The sequence below is a fragment of the Vibrio proteolyticus NBRC 13287 genome (assembly GCF_000467125.1).
Classification (GTDB): Bacteria; Pseudomonadota; Gammaproteobacteria; order Enterobacterales; family Vibrionaceae; genus Vibrio; species Vibrio proteolyticus.
The window spans coordinates 455,764-474,210 of the sequence record NZ_BATJ01000001.1 but is presented as its reverse complement, the minus strand read 5'-3'; the positions used below and the strand labels follow the sequence as shown (position 1 = coordinate 474,210).

At 50.5% G+C, this 18,447-nt stretch carries 16 protein-coding genes; 7 read left to right on the top strand and 9 right to left on the bottom strand.

The window, feature by feature from the left end; all coding sequences use genetic code 11:
* Window positions 1–49 precede the first annotated feature (49 nt).
* Window positions 50–1,009, bottom strand: coding sequence for a thioredoxin-disulfide reductase (gene trxB / locus VPR01S_RS02055; protein ID WP_021703635.1), 960 nt, complete (start codon window positions 1,007–1,009; stop codon window positions 50–52).
* Window positions 1,010–1,422: 413 nt separating this feature from the next.
* On the opposite strand from trxB, the gene VPR01S_RS02050 reads away from it, so the two are divergent.
* Window positions 1,423–2,079: a 2OG-Fe dioxygenase family protein gene (locus VPR01S_RS02050; protein ID WP_021703634.1), complete on the top strand. Its 657-nt coding sequence runs from the start codon at window positions 1,423–1,425 to the stop codon at window positions 2,077–2,079.
* Window positions 2,063–3,298: a cysteine desulfurase-like protein gene (locus VPR01S_RS02045; RefSeq protein ID WP_021703633.1), complete on the top strand. Its 1,236-nt coding sequence runs from the start codon at window positions 2,063–2,065 to the stop codon at window positions 3,296–3,298. Before VPR01S_RS02050 ends, VPR01S_RS02045 begins: the two co-directional genes overlap by 17 nt.
* Window positions 3,299–3,334: 36 nt before the next feature.
* On the opposite strand, the gene VPR01S_RS02040 is transcribed toward VPR01S_RS02045, so the two are convergent.
* The 4 genes from VPR01S_RS02040 to VPR01S_RS02025 form a co-directional block, all read right to left on the bottom strand.
* Window positions 3,335–4,162: a DUF2797 domain-containing protein gene (locus tag VPR01S_RS02040; protein WP_021703632.1), complete on the bottom strand. Its 828-nt coding sequence runs from the start codon at window positions 4,160–4,162 to the stop codon at window positions 3,335–3,337.
* Window positions 4,163–4,319: 157 nt separating this feature from the next.
* Window positions 4,320–5,012: a SanA/YdcF family protein gene (locus tag VPR01S_RS02035; RefSeq protein ID WP_040902200.1), complete on the bottom strand. Its 693-nt coding sequence runs from the start codon at window positions 5,010–5,012 to the stop codon at window positions 4,320–4,322.
* 47 nt (window positions 5,013–5,059) lie between these two features.
* On the bottom strand, window positions 5,060–5,383 hold the full coding sequence (locus VPR01S_RS02030; RefSeq protein ID WP_021703630.1) for a DUF3392 domain-containing protein: 324 nt from the start codon (window positions 5,381–5,383) through the stop codon (window positions 5,060–5,062).
* A 146-nt stretch (window positions 5,384–5,529) separates the two neighbouring features.
* A complete protein-coding gene (locus VPR01S_RS02025) occupies window positions 5,530–7,218 on the bottom strand; it encodes an NAD-dependent malic enzyme (RefSeq protein WP_021703629.1) in 1,689 nt (562 codons plus the stop codon).
* Between the two features lie 157 nt (window positions 7,219–7,375).
* Between VPR01S_RS02025 and VPR01S_RS02020 the strand changes: the two genes are divergently transcribed.
* The 3 genes from VPR01S_RS02020 to VPR01S_RS02010 all read left to right on the top strand — a co-directional run bounded on the left by VPR01S_RS02020 (window position 7,376) and on the right by VPR01S_RS02010 (window position 11,099).
* Window positions 7,376–9,724, top strand: coding sequence for a helicase-related protein (locus tag VPR01S_RS02020; protein ID WP_021703628.1), 2,349 nt, complete (start codon window positions 7,376–7,378; stop codon window positions 9,722–9,724).
* Between the two features lie 215 nt (window positions 9,725–9,939).
* Complete coding sequence (locus VPR01S_RS02015) at window positions 9,940–10,317, top strand: hypothetical protein (protein ID WP_021703627.1); 378 nt, start codon at window positions 9,940–9,942, stop codon at window positions 10,315–10,317.
* Between the two features lie 146 nt (window positions 10,318–10,463).
* Window positions 10,464–11,099 (top strand): outer membrane beta-barrel protein, encoded by a 636-nt coding sequence (locus tag VPR01S_RS02010; RefSeq protein ID WP_021703626.1) that lies wholly within the window; start codon window positions 10,464–10,466, stop codon window positions 11,097–11,099.
* Between the two features lie 105 nt (window positions 11,100–11,204).
* Here VPR01S_RS02010 and VPR01S_RS02005 read toward each other — a convergent pair whose 3' ends face one another.
* Both VPR01S_RS02005 and VPR01S_RS02000 read right to left on the bottom strand, forming a co-directional pair.
* Window positions 11,205–12,395 (bottom strand): amino acid aminotransferase, encoded by a 1,191-nt coding sequence (locus VPR01S_RS02005; RefSeq protein WP_021703625.1) that lies wholly within the window; start codon window positions 12,393–12,395, stop codon window positions 11,205–11,207.
* Window positions 12,396–12,704: 309 nt separating this feature from the next.
* Window positions 12,705–12,947: a hypothetical protein gene (locus tag VPR01S_RS02000; protein WP_021703624.1), complete on the bottom strand. Its 243-nt coding sequence runs from the start codon at window positions 12,945–12,947 to the stop codon at window positions 12,705–12,707.
* 254 nt (window positions 12,948–13,201) lie between these two features.
* Between VPR01S_RS02000 and VPR01S_RS01995 the strand changes: the two genes are divergently transcribed.
* Together VPR01S_RS01995 and VPR01S_RS01990 are read left to right on the top strand one after the other, a co-directional pair.
* Window positions 13,202–14,611 (top strand): aminotransferase-like domain-containing protein, encoded by a 1,410-nt coding sequence (locus VPR01S_RS01995; RefSeq protein WP_021703623.1) that lies wholly within the window; start codon window positions 13,202–13,204, stop codon window positions 14,609–14,611.
* A 73-nt stretch (window positions 14,612–14,684) separates the two neighbouring features.
* Window positions 14,685–14,888 carry a hypothetical protein gene (locus tag VPR01S_RS01990; protein WP_021703622.1) on the top strand — a complete coding sequence of 68 codons (204 nt, stop codon included), beginning with the start codon at window positions 14,685–14,687 and terminating at the stop codon, window positions 14,886–14,888.
* Between the two features lie 64 nt (window positions 14,889–14,952).
* Here VPR01S_RS01990 and asnS read toward each other — a convergent pair whose 3' ends face one another.
* Window positions 14,953–16,353 carry an asparagine--tRNA ligase gene (gene asnS / locus VPR01S_RS01985; RefSeq protein ID WP_021703621.1) on the bottom strand — a complete coding sequence of 467 codons (1,401 nt, stop codon included), beginning with the start codon at window positions 16,351–16,353 and terminating at the stop codon, window positions 14,953–14,955.
* A gap of 185 nt (window positions 16,354–16,538) precedes the next feature.
* Window positions 16,539–18,158, bottom strand: coding sequence for a methyl-accepting chemotaxis protein (locus VPR01S_RS01980; RefSeq protein WP_021703620.1), 1,620 nt, complete (start codon window positions 18,156–18,158; stop codon window positions 16,539–16,541).
* Window positions 18,159–18,447: the final 289 nt, after the last annotated feature.

Sequence of the window (18,447 nt, the reverse complement as noted above, 5' to 3'; positions counted from 1 at the left end):
GGGAATACCGCCGGGCTTTTGGGTTTTGAAGTAAAAATGAAAAATGTTTTTACTTATCTGAAAGGGAATCCAGGTAGCGTTCTGCATCCAGGGCCGCCATACAGCCAGTTCCGGCTGAAGTAATGGCCTGACGATAGTTGTGATCCATCACGTCACCTGCAGCGAATACACCTTCGATACTGGTTTGGGTAGCGTTACCTTCCAGACCTGATTTCACCAGAATATAGCCGTCTTTCATATCAAGTTGGCTTTCAAAAATACCGGTATTTGGCTGGTGGCCAATCGCGATGAAGACGCCCATAACGTCGAATTCTTCGGTGGCATCGGACTGAGTTTCTTTGAGTCGAACACCAGTCACGCCCATATCGTCGCCGAGCACCTCGTCCAGGGTACGGTCGGTATGAAGCACAATATTGCCATTCTCGACCTTGTCCATTAGGCGATTGATGAGAATTTTCTCCGCACGGAAACTGTCACGGCGGTGGATAAGGTGCACTTCAGAAGCGATGTTTGACAGATATAAGGCTTCTTCAACGGCCGTGTTACCGCCGCCAACTACCGCGACTTTCTGGTTACGGTAGAAGAACCCGTCGCAGGTTGCACAAGCAGATACGCCGCGCCCTTTAAATGTTTCTTCGGAATCCAGACCCAGGTATTTGGCAGACGCGCCAGTAGAAATGATCAGAGCATCACAAGTGTATTCACCACTGTCACCTTTAAGGCGGAACGGACGCTGTTGTAAGTCCACTTCGTTGATGTGATCGAAGACGATTTCGGTTTCGAATCGTTCTGCATGCTCTTTCATGCGATCCATCAGGGCGGGGCCTGTCAAATCGTGGGCGTCACCAGGCCAGTTTTCGACTTCTGTGGTGGTGGTGAGCTGACCACCCTGCTGCATACCAGTGACCAGCACAGGATTCAGGTTGGCACGAGCTGCGTACACTGCCGCTGTGTAACCGGCAGGACCCGAACCAAGAATTAATAATTTACAGTGTTTTACGTCGCTCATTCGCGCTCCATTAGCAAAGTCGCTTAATTGGTTTTCCTCGATTGTAGGGAAATTATGGGGGCAATAAAAGCGGTATCAAGAATCGTTCACGGAATAATTGGTTATAGATTATTACAGAAGCGTAAATTGAGCTGGTAAGTGGTGATGACGTAAATATTCCCCCATAAAGCATTGATTTATATTGGTTTTGATAGTTTTATAGTGAAGGTGTCTAATTTTTCAGCGTTCAGTGTTTTTAATTTAGATTCTATAACTGAATTGTGTTCATTTATTAGATTTAACTTTCAAATATGGCGTTAAAACCGAATTATGCATGGTGAAGGGTTGAGTTTGCCAGATATCTGCGTATTCTCTTGTGTAAATTAAATGTTAACAGCACAAGATAATAGTGTACCTTCATTAAGGAGTAGATGATGTTACATTCCCATCCAAACACCCTACATATCACTCAACTTAGCCACAAAGCGCTGGAACAACTTTCGCCTTCGTTTGCCAAGTTACCAAACACTGAGCACGCAGATGGTCAGTATCGTCTGCGTCGTTATTCAGTGGTGCGTTTCGTCAACGGCATGGTAACGGAGCTGGAACATCGCCAGTTTATGCAAAGTTCCGACATCAACCGTTTTCAGGGCAACGTGTCTCGCCAGTTTGAGTCTATTCTACCTTCCACCCTCGACAGCGAGGGAATGCGAGAAATGTGTGCTCTGTTTGTCAAAGCCAATCAACTGCCGGATGGACAGGAAATTGAAATACATCAGATCCGTATATCTGCCGTGTACGAGCAAACGGAAGTGGCGCCTGAGGGGGTGCACCAGGACGGGTTTGATCACATTGCGATTATTGGTATTGACCGTCATAACATCAGCGGCGGTGAGATCATGTTGTATGAAGATTTTGATGAAGCGCCGTTCTATCGCAAAGTGTTGAGTAACGGCGAAGTCGCCATGCTGGCAGACAGTAAGCTATGGCACAACGCGCGTCCAATCCGCTCATTAGAGGAAGGGCAGCGTGGTCACATGGATGTATTTGTTTTAACGGCGAAAGGTGGTGTCAATGCACTTCAGTCCTGATTCAGCTCGTGCACAATTCAGTGCGTTGGCGCAACGTCACAACGGCATGCCAGTGGTGTTTCTCGACGGGCCTGGTGGCTCACAAGTGCCTGCCAGTGTACTGGAGGCCATGACTCACTACCTCGGTCATTACAATGCCAACTTGGGCGGGCACTATTTTTCCAGCCAGATGACCACCGACCTGATGCGTCGCGCTCGGGAGTCGGCTCAGACTCTGGTGAATGCGCCGTCGGCTGACAACATGGTGTTTGGCGCCAACATGACATCGTTGACCTTCCAGTTAAGCCGGGCGATCAGTCGTGACTGGCAAGCCGGCGACGAAATCATTGTCACGGCATTGGATCACTATTCCAATGTCTCCAGTTGGCAGCAAGCCGCGGAAGATAAAGGGGTGATCGTTCATCAAGTGCGAGTGGACGAGTCCGACTGTTCGCTGGATATGGACCACTTTTTCTCACTGTTGAACGAAAAAACGCGTTTGGTGGCGGTGACTTACGCGTCTAACACCACCGGCTCTGTAGTCGATGTTAAGTCCGTGGTCGACGCGGCTCATCGTGTCGGAGCGCAAGTTTATGTTGATGCGGTTCATTACGCGCCGCACCATTTGCTTGACGTGCAGCAGTTAAACTGTGATTTTCTGGCGTGTTCCGCCTACAAGTTTTTTGGTCCGCATGTCGGTATTGCGTACGTGGCACCGAAGTGGCTACACACACTCAAGCCGTACAAAGTGGAACCAGCGACCAATGTGGGGCCGGGGCGGTTTGAAACCGGAACGCAAAGCTTTGAGGGCTTGGCCGGTATTATCGCGGCGGTGGGCTATCTAGCGCAGTGGGGCGATCCTCAGGCGACATTGCGTGAACGCTTAGAGCAAAGTTTTGTGCAGTTCAATGCGCACGAGCAGGCGATTACGGAGCGTTTTCTGTCACGTCTGGCGAGTTTGGATGGCGTTCAACTTTATGGACGTGCGGTTGCGGACAGTCAGTTAAGAACGCCGACGTTTGCGTTGACGTTTGACCAGTTCGCCCCTGAATTGGTCGCGCGTGCTCTGGGTGAGCAGAATATCTGTGTCTGGAATGGCCACTTTTATGCACTCGGCTTAGTGAAACAGCTGGGGCTGGAAGAGAGCGGCGGTGTGGTGCGAATCGGCTTTATGCATTACAACACACTTGAGGAAGTGGATAGATTGTTTGACGCGCTGGAGCGTCTGCTCCAAGCCTAATACAAACAAGCCCGCGATTCGCGGGCTTGATTTCTTTTAAGCGTCAGACACTTCGACTTCATACGACGTGAATTTTCTGATGTTGATCACCCCGGTGTCGAAGATCAGGTACTGTCCTTTGATGCCTTTCAGTATGCCGGTGACTTCCGGGTTCTTATCAAAGTTGTGTGACGTGATTTTGCTCGGATGCTCGGTGACCGGGTAGGCGATCGGCGTGATCCCTTCACTCAAGACTTCGATGGCATCGTCTCCAAATTCTGCTTTGATCTCGGCAATTTTGTCTTCGACCAATGGCAACATAAGGTGGAAATGTTCTTCCAGTGCCAGTGGCTCTCCGTCGCCTTTTAGCAGAGTACGCCAATTGGTTTTGTCGGCTATATGCTTCGCCATTTCCACTTCGATCAAACCGGAAATCTGACGGGTTTTGACCTTGAAAACTGGCAATCCTTGTGTCGCGCCTTGGTCGATCCAACGAGTCGGAATTTGAGTATGACGGGTGATGCCGACTTTAAGGCTGGATGTGTTGGACAGATATACATAGTGATCGACCATGCAGTTTTGTTCCCCCCACTCCGGCTCACGACAGGTACCTTGCGCGTAGTGGCAGGTTTCCGGCTTCATAATACACATGTCACAGCTGGCGAGTTTCTTCATGCACACAAAGCAGTGTCCCTGAGAGTAACTCTTCTTGGTTTTTTTGCCGCAGTTGCAGCAAAAAATATGACCGGTATGCGTCAGGGTTAGGGTTTTCCCGATAAAAGGGTTGAGATCCACCAGCTCATCCCCGACAGGCAAACGGTAGTGAACGGTGTCGTTCAGGTCCGCTTTCATTTTACGTAGCGTACCTTTCGCGATTAAAGACATGACATTGCTCTTTAGTAATTATGTTGTGACGCAGTGTAGCAAACCCAGGCGCGTTTCAAAAACAGCGCCAGAGTTTCTCGAGTTCAAATGCCGAATCGTTGTTCAGAGAAAAAGGAATAGTGTGATGAAGACTCACCAGAGGTTTGCGGTGGGGGAGTCAAAGTGAATTATCGATCTGGGCCTCGGCCACGTCAGCCTGTTCTTCGTCTTCAGGCTTGATAATCGGCTCTTTTGGGCCGAGAAATTTCGGCTGAGTGCCAATCACGTAAAGATCGAGAAATGCTTTGGTACGCGCGAACACTTCCCGCAGACGAACTTTAAACCCGGAATGGCTGGTCGGGCCGGGTACGGCCAGACACTTGGCGTGGATGTCGTGGTAATCGGCAATAAACAGCGCACGCTCGCAATGGAAGCGCTGCGAAATGATCAGAAAATTGTCGGTATCAAAAATCTTTTTGGCGCGCACTACCGAATCGAGTGTCCGAAAGCCTGCGTAATCCAGAAACAAGTGCTCGTCAGGAATGCCGGCTTTGAGCAGGTCACGTTTCATCGTCCAGGGCTCATTGTACGAACGATGGGCGTTGTCTCCGCTGAGCAGCAGATTGTCGACTTTCCCGCTTTTGAACAGCTCGATGGCGGCGTCAATACGGTGGGTATAGTACTCGTTTAATGTTCGGCCGAGGTATTTACTGGTGCCGAGCACCACGGCCACACTGAATTTATCCACTTGCTCCGGGCTGGATAAAACATTGTCCCGGGTTTGATAAGTCACCCAACGATCAATCACAACAACGGCCACCATCGCCGCAATCGCCAACAGCAGCAGAATGCGCAGACATCGGACAATCATCTTCCGATTCAGTTTGGTTGAACGTTGTTTGTTGTGAATACTGACCACTAGATTTGCCGATTCCTTTGCGCCCATACACCTATGATTATAAAGCTCGAGATAACTACTGCGAACATGATGCCTGTATCGAGGTTTTTTAGTGTCCGAGTCAGGTAAGGTGTTGCTTTTATTATAACTAATCCGTAACCAAAGGCGTTAATAAGAATGAAGACCAGTGTCCGGATGGTGAAATGCTGATTGCGCAGTAAACCGCGGAAGAATCCGTTGATTTCGTTGCCCAGCATCACCAGGGCACAGGCCACCAGAGCGGTTGATATTTCGCTGAGATAAGGGCGAAGGTAGTCACCTAACGTATTGAGTATGTCTAACATTTTCTGAATGATATCCGTATTGAGAAAGGAAGAATAACACGAAGAGCGGCACTGTCATCAAGCCCCGCGAGATGTAAAAGTGTTAAACGACCATTTTGTCAGCAGCCTTAAACAACAAACCCTGGCCAAGCCAGGGTTTGTTTCACTTAGAATGCCGTGCGTTTGTAGCGGCGGTAGACTGGCTGCCAGAAGTGCTGGTCAATCGCTTGCTCCAGTGCCTCGTCGGATATCTCCTGCGCCACACCTTGCTCAATGGCTTTTTTGCCCACGGCAAACGCAATCTTTTTCGACACTGAGTGAATGGCCTCAAGTGGTGGCAGCAGCGCGCCCTGGCCATTGATTGCCAGAGGCGAGCAGGTTGCCAGTGCCCGGCTGGATTCCATCAGCATCTCGTCGGTTACGCGTCGCGCGTTGGCTGCCAGCACACCCAGACCAATACCCGGGAAAATGTAACTGTTGTTGCATTGGGCAATCGGGTAGCTCTTACCTTCATGAATGACAGGGTCAAACGGGCTGCCTGTTGCCACCAATGCTTCGCCATTGGTCCAGCGCAGAATGTCTGACGGCGTTGCTTCCACTCGGCTGGTTGGGTTGGACAGCGGGAAAACAATCGGGCGAGGACAATGCTTGTGCATCTCTTCGATCACTTCCTGGCTGAACAAGCCCGGCGCGCCCGAGACACCAATCAGTACGGTTGGTTTTGCATTGCGCATCACATCCAGCAGCGAGTATCCGTTTCCTTCTGCTTCCCATTTGCTGGTGTTTTTGACTTTCTGGACCAGACGTTGCTGGAAGTCCAACAGGTTTGGCATGCCTTCCTGAAGCAGGCCCCAGCGGTCGACCATGTAAACCTGTGAGCGGGCTTTTTCGTCTGAAATGCCTTCTGACACCATTTGCGCGATGATGGCTTCAGCAATACCACAACCTGCAGAACCGGCTCCCAGGAAAGTAATGCGCTGCTCAGATAACTTGCTGCCCGCCGCTTTACAGGCGGCCAGCAGTGAGCCTACCGTGACGGCCGCGGTACCCTGGATATCATCGTTGAAACAGCAGATACGGTTTTTGTATCGTTCCAGCAGTGGCATGGCGTTTTTCTGGGCGAAGTCTTCGAACTGGATCAGTGCTTCTGGCCAGCGACGTTGAACAGCCTGAATGAACTCTTCAACAAATGCGTCGTACTCAGCGCCAGTGATACGCGGATGACGCCAGCCCATATACATCGGATCGGCCAGACGTTGCGGGTTATTGGTACCGACATCCAATACAATCGGTAGCGTATAGGCCGGGCTAATACCACCACAAGCGGTGTACAGAGACAGCTTACCAATAGGAATGCCCATACCGCCGATGCCCTGGTCGCCCAGACCAAGAATACGCTCACCGTCGGTAACCACGATCACTTTTACGTTGTGGTTAGCGGCGTTATTTAACAGATCATCAATGCGATCGCGATTCGCGTAAGAGATGAACAGACCACGGCCACGACGATAGATATTCGAGAAATTCTCACACGCAGCGCCCACAGTCGGGGTGTAGATGATCGGCATCATTTCTGAGATATGGTTCTGAACCAGACGGTAGAACAGGGTCTCGTTAGTGTCCTGGATGTTGCGCAGATAAATGTGCTTATCCATGTCACTTTCAAAATTACAGTATTGCTGATACGCACGCTCAACCTGTTCCTGAATGGTCTCTGTGCTTTCTGGCAAAAGACCTTCGAGGTTGAATGACGCGCGCTCTTCGGCAGAAAATGCACTGCCTTTGTTGAGTAGAGGTGTACTTAATAATGCTGGACCAGCAAATGGAATGTACAGAGGGCGTTTGTCGTTATTCATTGGAAGCCTATGTGAAGGATAGAACGGAACCCGAAAATGATAGGGTTTAGTTATCGTGTTGTAAATAGAATGACCACCCCGTCGTACGGGTTCCTGTTCGTTTATCGACAACGATCAGGATATAATTGTTTGTCTGATTTCCAATTGTTGATTTTCTATGCATTCATTACCCATTGACGTCCTAGCGCCTCAGGTACAATCCTTACTCTCCCGACACCATCTGGTGGTGGAAGCCGAGACCGGGTCCGGCAAATCTACCCGGTTACCGCTGTGGGCGGCAGAGCAGGGGAAAGTACTGGTGGTTGAGCCACGACGTATCGCCTGTACGTCTCTGGCTCAGTTTCTGGCGATGCAACGTGGTGAGCGACTGGGTCAGTCTGTTGGGTATGCGATCAAACTGGAAAATCGGTTTACGCCGGACACTCAAGTGGTATTTGTCACGCCGGGGGTTGCGCTGCGCTGGTTTGCAGAAGATAAGCTGGCGCAGTTTGATGTGGTGATGGTGGATGAGTACCACGAACGCCGCTGGGATACCGATGTGCTGGTGGCGATGCTCAAAGCACATCAACATCATCGCTTGATCATCACGTCAGCGACACTGGAAGGGGAACGACTGGCTCGTTATGTCGGTGCACAGCGCTTGCAGGCGCAGGGGCGGCAGTTTCAGGTCGAGATGTGTTATCGCGCAAAGGAGTCGCGCCAATTACCGGACAGCCGAGGGCTGGAGTCTCGGGTCAGGCAGGAAATTGAACAATTGATCGCAAGCGATATTCAGGGCGATGTTTTGGTCTTTCTGCCAGGGCGCAAAGAGATTGCGTTGTGTCAGAGCGCACTGACTGCATTGCACGACTGGTTGGTGGTTCCGTTACACGCGTCGGTGAGCGATAAAGAACGCGAATTGGCGCTGAACCCGCAATCGCAACGTAAGGTTGTACTGGCCACCAATGTTGCAGAAACCTCGCTGACGATTCCGAATATCGTTGCGGTGATTGATTCCGGTCTGGAGCGGCGCACCGTGCAGCGTAACGGCCGTACCACTCTGACCTTAACTCACATCTCAAAAGCCAGCGCCCGCCAGCGTAGCGGCCGCGCTGGTCGTGTTATGGACGGGATCTGTATCCGCTTGTATGGTGAACATGCTGCCTTGGAGAACGTGACCCCGCCAGAGCTGCAGCGTGAAGCGTTGACCGAGCCGATGCTGACATCAGCGACTTGTGGCTATTGTTTAACAGAGCTGGATCTGCTCGACCAGTTGCCGGAAAAATCGCTCGACGCAGCACATGCACTGCTACGAAATATGGAAGCGTTGGATGACAAAGGGCGGGTCACCGAGCACGGTCGCACCCTCTATCCATTGCCCATTGATGCTTTGTATGCTGATTTGGTGACCAGGATGCCAAGCAAAGCCCTCAAAGAAGCGATGATAGATTTAACCGCGGCGTTGTCTGTGCCTGCTGCCCTATACTCCTATCGCCCAGATTCCGATGCGCTTGAGTTGCTCAATCAAGAAGAGCCGCATCACTGTGATGCGGAAATCAATATCAAACTGGTACGCGACGTTGTCTTGCCTGGCGTACGCACTGAGCCGGATGCACTTGCTGAGGCTCGCGGTCTTGCAGAGCAGATGCGCGAGGTATTTGCGTTGCCGATGTTAGAGGTGGCGTCACGTTACGATCGGGCAGCGCTGTGCGAAGCGATTGCAGGTTTGCATCCTGAGTTGCTGTTTGTGCGTCGTGAGCGTCGCCGGGAAGCGCTGGGTAATGGACACCTCGAAGTGATGCCAGCACGCCACACCCGTTTCAATGAGGCGGCGGAGGCGGCGTTGGTGCTTGATACGCACAGCCTCCCGGGACGAGGCGTGAAACAAACACTCAATCTGGCAACCGTGATGTTACCGGTTCCTCTGGCGCTGCTTGAGCGGTTGGAGTTGGGTGAGTGGCAGCAGGGAGAAACCGTGTATGACGGCGAGAAGGCGCTGTCTAATCTGGAGCTTGTGTTTGCCGGGCGGATCGTCGCAACCCGCCAGGTCGCAGCTCAGGGGAGTTTGGCGGTCAAACCCATTGTTGAGGCGGTAATGGCTGAGGAGTTGATGCCGGGGTTTGCCAGACGCCGAGAGGCGGAAATCACCCACTGGAAGATTTACGCTCAATTGGGGATGACACCAGAATCCGTATCACAAGATTTATCGTTTGAATCCTGGTTCAGCGAACAATTAACCCTATTGGAGTTGGACAGTGTCGATGATCTGGCGCTGTTCAATGAGTCTGATTTTCCTTTTGCAGGTGTTCCCGACTGGGAATATGCAGACTTTGCTGAAACCTATCCGTTGGAGCTTAATCTCGGTGATCTGAACCTGAGTGTCGAATATTACCCTGCGAAGAAGCTGGTTCATGTGGTCTATCAGAGCGGGTTACGTAAAGGTGACCCCAAACGCTGGGAGTTGCCGCGTTGGCAAGGGTGGCGGTTACAGTATAAAAAAGCCAGCCGGATCGTGGATGTTAAATGATCTGCGTACAGGTGTTTTTATTCTACGCCCTAAATATTAATCAACCCGACACATATGTGATCACTCATGTACGGAGTTTGTTATGAATTTGGTTTTTATATAGCGTTTTAACCTTTTATTTGGTTCTAAAAGATGATTGTTCTATATCCTGTTGCTATATAGTCGAGCATAACGGATAGTAAGGATATCGTACTGCGTACAAGTCGGGGGAAAACATGGACCACATAGAGCACGTCAGCGTTAATTTTGACTATACCTCTTTCCTCAGCGCCTCGTGTGACAAAAAATGGACTTTTCTAGAGGCAATGAGCACGTTTGCACCCATTTTTAGCGTGGTGTGGCGAGAGGCAACCGATAACTTTCATTCACCGGAGGATCGGCTTTGGGATGCGGCGCTGCGCAGGCTGTCAACAAACAGAAGTGATGAGTCTAATCTGATCACCTTATTTGAGATTGCCAAAGGGCAGGGGATTGAGCGAATCAAACTGGTGATGCCGTATTCACTCGACAGAGATCAGATCGTCAAAATTGAATCGCGTAGTCACGTGCGCATCGCGGGTCAGCAAGGGGACGAGATCGTTATTGTGTTGTAACGAGTCTTGGTGAATCAAGCAGCCTTAATGGCTGCTTTTTTTGTTGCTGTGCGACCTGCCAAAGTTCACGATAATAATTCTGTTGTGGCTGAGACTTTACACTATTATCAAGGCGTTGAAAGTTAGTCATTTGCAGGAGGCAGTCGATGACACAGTTTGGGCGTGTGAGCCTGGGTATCGGGCTGATCGGAGTATCAGCTGCGGTACTTGCAGAAGATCCGATCCGGGTGCATAAAGTGAATCAGGATTATTTGTACGCCGATGTAAGTGCGGGCTCTCTCGATGCTGACAATGGCGATGAGGGTAATGTTACGAGTGTGATGGTGGGCTACAGTGGACTGTTTGCCGAACACTGGTTAGTGGTTGCGGACTATGAAGCGCGTTTTATCCGACCTGACGAGACCACTACGGAAATCTACTCGTTTCGCCCAGGGGTGGGTTACAAATGGGATCTCAATGATGACTGGCTAATCTACTCGCGGGCCAGGGCCGGGTATTTGCGCACCGTCACTACCGAGGATGACACGGATCAGCAATTATCTGACAGCAGTGATTTGATTTATGGTATCGATCTGGGCCTCAGTTACAGTCCGATTGACAAACTTGAGCTGACAGCGCTCGGTGAACTCAGTCGCAGCGATGCGTTGGAGGAAGAGATCGTCAAACTCAGAGCCGACTATTATGTCACTCGACGTTTTGCGCTCGGTGGCTTTTACAGTTACCGTGATGCCGGAGAGTACACCTCCAATGAAGGTGGCATATCGATGCGTTATGCGTATTGAGCACTACTTTAGTGTCAACCTTATTTAGGACGGAACAGTCTACCAATAAAAAAGCCAGCGAACGCGCTGGCTTTTTTGATGATTTCAATCACAGATGAATGGTGATTACAGAACCGCGGCGATGCCTTTGCATAGCGGATTCATGTTAGACTTGGTCATGCCCGCAACACTGATACGACCTGAGCCGACAATATAAATCGCAAACTCTTCTTTCAGACGGTTAACTTGCTCTTTGCTCAGTCCAGAGAAAGAGAACATGCCGTTCTGACGCTCGATGAAGCTGAAGTCAGCATCCACGCCTTCGGCTTTCAGTGTTGCAGCGAACAGCTCACGCATCTCTTGGATACGGTCGCGCATTTCCGCTACTTCAGCTTCCCATTCTGCACGCAGCTCTGTGTTGTTCAGGATATGGGTCACAACCGCGCTGCCGTGTGCAGGTGGGTTGGAGTAAATAGAGCGGATGATGCTCTTCACTTGTGAGAACGCGGTGGTTGCAATACTTTCGTCAGCAGCAACCAGAGTGAATGCACCTACACGCTCGTTGTACAGACCAAAGTTTTTCGAGAACGAGCTCGCAACCAGGATCTCTTTATTGTACTTAGCAAACGTACGCAGACCAGCAGCGTCCTCTTCAACGCCCTTGGCAAAACCCTGATAAGCGAAGTCAAACAGCGGCAGCAGGCCTTTCTCGGCGACCAGCTTCGCCAGTGTTTCCCACTCTTCCGCGGTAGGATCAATCCCAGTTGGGTTGTGACAGCAACCGTGCAATAGCACGATATCGCCCACATTGGCTGACTCAAGGTCGCTCAACATGGCGGCAAAGTCTTTATCTTTGGTTTCAGGGTTGTAGTAGCTGTACTGAGCCGTCTCAATACCCGCTGCCGTAAACACACCGTTGTGGTTTGCCCAGGTTGGATTGCTGATCCAGATTTTTACATCGCCCAACTGGCGTTTGATGAACTCGCCGGCAACGCGAAGGGCGCCTGTACCACCTGGCGCCTGAGCTGTTTTTGCTCGTTTTTGTGCCACAACTTCAGAATCGGCGCCAAAAAGCAGTTTTTGTACCGCCAGCGCGTATTCAGCCGTCCCTTCAATGGTCAGGTAAGATTTGGTTTTTTCAGTTTCAAGCAGAGCTGCCTCGGCTTTTTTGACAGTCTTGAGAACTGGCGTTTCACCGCTCTCATTTTTGTAGATGCCTACGCCAAGGTTAATCTTCTCAGCACGCGTATCTTTCTTAAACTCTTCTGTTAAGCCAAGGATAGGATCAGCAGGTGCTGCAAGAACTTTTTCAAACATAATCTTCATCCGTGTTAATTGAGGGTGGGCTTTAAAAACTCCGTTATTTATACCTTTCTGAGAAACCGGACACAACAGCAATAAAACAGAAAAGTAAAAAATAATTCATTTTTCGCCATTGGCTGTATCAGTTGGGGATTTTCAGTATAAAAACGGCAGCCTGCGGAAGGGAAATGTCTCAGTATTTTGGTTTAAGCAAGCAACAAAGGGTGAGAAGGAGAAAGGGTATTCCTCTGGCGTGGAAGCCAGAAGCAACAAGCCCGGTATCTTACTGCCGGGCTAAGGCAACTCTTACGGTGTCAGGCGTGATCACTTGGATTTATGTGCCCATTGATTAATGTGCTTCAAAATGGCGTTCAGAGCGTGTTCTTTTGTTGGTTTATCTCCGGCACTAACCTCCAGGTCGCCTTTGGCATGCAGGCCCGTGGCATCTTCCGCAATATGCAGCCAGTCCGGATGCCAGTAATAGGGCTGGCCATTGGGGGCATTCCAGCTGTGTACGCCGTTGGTTTCGCCTTTGTATTTTATGTCTTCCGTTTTGAACTTACTCATGATTACTCTCTCAATTCTCAGGTTCAGTAGGGGTTAACATCACTGTTCAAAATTAAATCTATCAGATGGTGACATAATTAACGTGATAGTGATCTTATAATCCCCCATGATATTGATTATCCGGCGTTTTACTTCATTTTGCGCTGTGGACGCACCCAGTGTGAGTCGAGTGTGACGTTTCTCTTGGATATAAGAGCAAAAAAACACTGAAAAATCAGATGTGTTACAGTGCGCAGATAACAAGTGAGGGTTGTATGACACGTTATCAGTTACTGGCTCAGGAGATACGCCGCCAGATAGAAGATCAAACCTGGCGAGCCGGGGACAAAATTCCGTCTGTGCGCGCGACCAGCCGCAGTCACCAGGTGAGTACCAGTACTGTATTACAGGCGTTTCAGTTGCTGGAGAGTGAAGGGTTGTTGGTCGCCCGGCCACAATCTGGCTACTTTGTGGCCGCCAAAGAGCGAACCGCATCGCTCAGTGAAGTGCCAAAGCCCGCCCTGATCAACGATCAGCTGTTCACTTTTCTTAAGCAGAGTGCGGATGAGACTCTGATACCATTGGGATCGGCGTTTCCGGACCCAACCTTGTTTCCGGCGCGCGATCTGGCCCGTAATCTCGCCAGTGCTAACCGTCAGGTTTCCTCGACCAGTTGGCTCAGTCATCTGCCACCCGGAGATGAAACCCTGCGCCGGAAAATCGCGCAGCGATACCTGCAGCAGGGAATCCATATCAGTCATCATGACATTGTCGTAACCTCGGGTGCGCTGGAAGCACTGAACCTGAGCCTGGAAGCTGTGACGGTGCCGGGCGATTATGTGATCATTGAATCCCCGGCCTTTTATGGTGCCTTGCAAGCGATCGAGCGCCTCAACCTCAAACCGGTCGAAGTGCCGGTCGATACTCAACATGGTCTGGATTTCGATGCATTAGAGGCAGCATTGGCAACCTATCCGGTGCGGGCATGCTGGCTGATGCCCACGTTTCATAACCCGACAGGCAGTTGCCTGACTGAGTCAGCGCGGCAACGCCTGATGCAACGTCTGGCTCAGCAAGACGTCGCGGTCATTGAAGATGACGTGTATGGTGAGCTGTATTTTGGTGAGCGCAAACCGAAACCGTTGAAAGCCTTTGACCACAACGGGCAGGTTTTGTTGTGTGGTTCTTTGTCCAAATCTTTGTCGCCAGGCTATCGGGTTGGCTGGGTTGTATCTGAGCGATACAATGAGCTGATTCAAAGACAGCAACTGCTGTCGACCATCTCCAGCAGTGTGCCGGTGCAAAAGGGGCTAGCACACTATCTGACTCACGAAAGCTATGACAACCACCTGCGGAAGTTACGCAGGGCACTGGCTGAACGTCAGTTGGCGATGTCTGTGTTGATGCGAGAGTGCTTGCCTCCGGAAGTAACAGTGGCTGCACCTGAAGGCGGTTATTTTCTCTGGCTGCGTTTGCCTCACGAGATAGATACCAATGTGGTACACCAGGTTGCGCTGGAGCATGGGATCTCGGTGGCACCGGGCAGTCTGTTTGCGTTTGACGACCGGTTTGTCCACTGCCTGCGTATTAACAGCTCATATTCACTCGACGATCCACGTATTGCTGCTGCGATTCAGGCTCTGGGTCACATCATTACTAGGCTGAGCAACTGTTCGGTGCGTTAGTGCGTCATCTGTACTGCTCAGGGTGACACCAACAGTGCTGTAATGGCTTCGATTTATCACAAGGAGCCAGATTATGAGCACAACAAAACGTCGTGGAGAGCTGTTTCTGATTGCCTGGGCGATCATCAGCGCTCTGTTGTTGGTTCTCGGACACTTAATTTTGTCCAAGTCTTTTGTCGGGTACGCCTGGACGGAATACACGGCGGCAGCCATTCCGTTTGTTCTGTTTGCGATCTTCGTTGCGGCGGTTAAATACGCTGCCGGGAAACCGGACTGAGTTCATTCAGCAGGTATAAAAAAACCTCCGTCGATGCGGAGGTTTTTGCTATTCACAATGGCAATTAGAAGTTTGCGCTGCGTGGGGTACGTGGGAATGGGATCACGTCACGAACGTTGCCCATGCCGGTGACGTAAGACACCAGACGCTCGAAGCCCAGACCGAAACCTGCGTGTGGCACTGTGCCGTAGCGGCGCAAATCGCGATACCAGCTCATGTGCTCAGGGTCGATGCCCATTTCACGCATGCGTGCATCCAGAACATCCAGACGCTCTTCACGCTGAGAACCACCGATGATTTCACCAATGCCCGGTGCCAGAACGTCCATCGCAGCAACCGTCTTATTGTCGTCGTTCAGACGCATGTAGAATGCTTTGATGTCTTTCGGGTAGTTCTTCACGATGACAGGTGCTTTGAAGTGTTCTTCCGCCAGATAACGCTCGTGCTCAGAAGACATATCGATACCCCATTCAACCGGGAATTCGAACTCACGGCCAGAATCCATCAGAATTTGGATCGCGTCAGTGTAATCAACTTGTGCAAAGTCAGACGACACGAACTGTTCCAGACGGGTGATCGCTTCTTTATCGATACGCTGCGCGAAGAACTCAAGATCGTCACGACGCTCTTCCAGTACCGCTTTGAACACGTATTTCAGCATGTCTTCAGACAGTTTCGCTATGTCATCCAGATCGGCAAACGCAACTTCAGGCTCAACCATCCAGAACTCCGCCAGGTGGCGACTGGTGTTTGAGTTTTCAGCACGGAAAGTCGGGCCGAAAGTGTAAATTTTGCTCAGTGCACACGCGTATGCTTCGCCATTTAGCTGACCGGATACCGTCAGGAAGGTTTCTTTACCGAAGAAATCTTCGTTGTAGTCCACTTTACCTGCGTCTGTGCGAGGCAAGTTTTCCATGTCTAGTGTAGAAACGCGGAACATTTCACCAGCGCCTTCTGCGTCAGACGCGGTGATTAGCGGAGCCGATACCCAGAAGTAACCTTGCTCGTGGTAGAAGCGGTGAATCGCCTGAGACAGGCAGTTACGAACACGTGCTACGGCACCGATTACGTTGGTGCGCGGACGCAGGTGCGCCACTTCGCGGAGGTATTCGATAGAATGACGAGTTTTCGCCATTGGGTAAGTGTCAGCATCTTCTACCCAGCCAACCACTTTCACGTCGATTGCTGCCAGTTCAAAGTCCTGACCGCTCGCTGGAGATTCAACCACTTTACCTGTTACTTCGACAGAGCAGCCGGTAGTCAGCTTCAGTACTTCGTCGTTGTAATTATTCAGATTATTAGGGACCACGGCCTGAATCGGGTCGAAACAAGAGCCGTCATAAATGGCAAGGAATGAGATTCCAGCTTTGGAATCACGACGTGAACGAATCCAGCCGCGAACAGTGACTTCACTGTCAACTGCCAGCTTACCGCTCAGAACGTCTTTTACAGGCGCGTAAGTCATGTTAGGTGTTTTCTCCATTGAGGTAAAAATTCAACCCAATGTGCGCTTTTTGAACGTGAAAACGGGCAAAAAACAGTCGAAACATTGGGTTGGCTTGCATTTTACAGAATCAACGGAACATATTACCTGTCAAATCGATAGCTTCAACCTTTAATTGACCTCTGGCTGACGAAATTTCCTGATTTTTACGACGGTTTTTTCTCCTGCAGGGTAAACTGGTTCAGCAATGCTTCCAGATGTTCGGACAATTGTTCCAGATTCTGACTGATTTCGCGCGTTTGGGCTGCCGAGTGAGAGGTGTCGTCCGCGTGCTGCGTGATCACTTCCACTTTGTTTTGCACGTCCTGGCTGAGTTGCGTGGTCGACTGGGTTTGAAGCTGAATGTTTTCAGCGTGTTGTTGCGCCTGAGACATTTCCGTCACCACATGATTCATGCTGGTCGATAAGGCTTCGATGTCGGTGGATCTCTGGTGAGCGTGTGCGCAAACTGTGTCCACTGATACCAATGATGCTTCGCTGTCTTGTTTGAACTGAACCAGAATGTTTTCAATGCTGCTGGTGGCCTGCGCCGTACGACTGGCGAGTTGACGAACTTCATCGGCGACCACGGCAAACCCGCGCCCTTGTTCACCGGCTCGAGCGGCTTCAATGGCTGCGTTGAGTGCCAGTAGGTTGGTCTGGTCGGCAATGGCTTTAATGACCTCAAGAATCGTCGATACTTCACCTGTCTGGTCGTTCAACTCAATAATCCGTTGTTTGACTTTCTCAATGTCGCCGACCAGATTTTTGATGTCTTCACTGGCCAGGTGAGATTGTTCCGCACTTTGCCTCGCAATCGCAGTGGTGTGGCTGATTAAGCCAGATGCGTCGACGGTGGCTTGTTCAACTTGTAACTGTTGTGCCTGCATCTGGCCGATATTGGTCTGTACTTCAGCGGTTTCATGTTGCTGATTTGTGGCCGCCAGATCGGTACTCTGAGCTACCGACGTGAGCTGTGCAGCAGAGTGGGAGAGGGTGTGTGACGTGTCCTGCACCCGACCAAGACTGTCGCTGACGGTTTCCATAAACGAATTGATTGCCAGCGTCAGTTGGCCGACTTCATCTTTTCTCGGATTGTGCAGGCGCTGAGACAAATCTTTGGTTTGACTGACACTCTGCATGTAGCGGGACGTGCTTTGAATCGGACGGACGATGATCTTGCGAATAAGTGCCAGAGTGAGCAAAAAGCCGATGAAAGCGATGGTTGACATGATAGCGATGGCAATCAACGTGCGTTGACTGATCATGCTGTTGACGTGAGAAAGATTATACTCAAGACGAATGGCGCCCAGCACTTCACCCTCAGGCGCCATATGACAGGCTACACAGTTGGTGCCGCGGTAGTTTTCGGACGACTTCATCGGCAGCGCCACCACCAGGCCGTCCCCCCAGTCTTTTTGGATCGGCTCAATAATCAGCTCACCTTTCAGTGCGCGTCGGTCAATGTCATCGACCGGTTTCTGATTGTCCAGTCCCGGACCGTAGAGCTTACTGACGGTCTCCGAACGTAGTACGCGGACGGCTTCTATGCCTTCTTGTGCTAACGCCTTGTTATGCAGTGTTTCTTTTTGCGCCATGGTGCCCGTCAGCATCATCATGTTCAGGCTGTCGAAATAATTACTGGCTTTGTCGTGTAACTGTTCACTCAATACAGAATAGATCAGCTCACGTTGCTGATTGTATTGATAAAGGGTCGAAACAGTTAAAACCAGAGCGAAAACAGAAATTAAGGTCACCAGCAATTTGGTTGTTATCGTTGAGCTCATTGGATTCTTATTTGAATTATTGGAATAGACCTCTCAAATATATCCTTGGTCCGGCTAAGGAAAAATGGTTGCCGATCCGGAATGTGACCCTAAACAAAGTGTGTGTTTTGTAAATGTGATGTGGCGATGATGTAATCAATAATTTGACGCAATGCCACATTTTCGACTGTTCAATATGAAGTGAATTGGATAGTGATTTGGCGTCGTTTATCGGCGGAATCGCGTCAGCAAGTTTGTGAGCTGTGTCTAAACTTGTTTCGGACGGGTGAATTCCTTACTATTGCGTCTC

Coding starts and splice junctions, on each gene's coding strand:
- VPR01S_RS02000 (WP_021703624.1), bottom strand. CDS start 12,947: ATGAGTAAGTTCAAAACGGAAGACATAAAATACAAAGGCGAAACCAAC.
- VPR01S_RS01980 (WP_021703620.1), bottom strand. CDS start 18,158: ATGAGCTCAACGATAACAACCAAATTGCTGGTGACCTTAATTTCTGTT.
- VPR01S_RS02045 (WP_021703633.1), top strand. CDS start 2,063: ATGCACTTCAGTCCTGATTCAGCTCGTGCACAATTCAGTGCGTTGGCG.
- VPR01S_RS02050 (WP_021703634.1), top strand. CDS start 1,423: ATGTTACATTCCCATCCAAACACCCTACATATCACTCAACTTAGCCAC.
- VPR01S_RS02030 (WP_021703630.1), bottom strand. CDS start 5,383: ATGTTAGACATACTCAATACGTTAGGTGACTACCTTCGCCCTTATCTC.
- VPR01S_RS02020 (WP_021703628.1), top strand. CDS start 7,376: ATGCATTCATTACCCATTGACGTCCTAGCGCCTCAGGTACAATCCTTA.
- VPR01S_RS02025 (WP_021703629.1), bottom strand. CDS start 7,218: ATGAATAACGACAAACGCCCTCTGTACATTCCATTTGCTGGTCCAGCA.
- VPR01S_RS02040 (WP_021703632.1), bottom strand. CDS start 4,162: ATGTCTTTAATCGCGAAAGGTACGCTACGTAAAATGAAAGCGGACCTG.
- asnS (WP_021703621.1), bottom strand. CDS start 16,353: ATGACTTACGCGCCTGTAAAAGACGTTCTGAGCGGTAAGCTGGCAGTT.
- VPR01S_RS01995 (WP_021703623.1), top strand. CDS start 13,202: ATGACACGTTATCAGTTACTGGCTCAGGAGATACGCCGCCAGATAGAA.
- trxB (WP_021703635.1), bottom strand. CDS start 1,009: ATGAGCGACGTAAAACACTGTAAATTATTAATTCTTGGTTCGGGTCCT.
- VPR01S_RS01990 (WP_021703622.1), top strand. CDS start 14,685: ATGAGCACAACAAAACGTCGTGGAGAGCTGTTTCTGATTGCCTGGGCG.
- VPR01S_RS02005 (WP_021703625.1), bottom strand. CDS start 12,395: ATGTTTGAAAAAGTTCTTGCAGCACCTGCTGATCCTATCCTTGGCTTA.
- VPR01S_RS02035 (WP_040902200.1), bottom strand. CDS start 5,012: ATGATTGTCCGATGTCTGCGCATTCTGCTGCTGTTGGCGATTGCGGCG.
- VPR01S_RS02015 (WP_021703627.1), top strand. CDS start 9,940: ATGGACCACATAGAGCACGTCAGCGTTAATTTTGACTATACCTCTTTC.
- VPR01S_RS02010 (WP_021703626.1), top strand. CDS start 10,464: ATGACACAGTTTGGGCGTGTGAGCCTGGGTATCGGGCTGATCGGAGTA.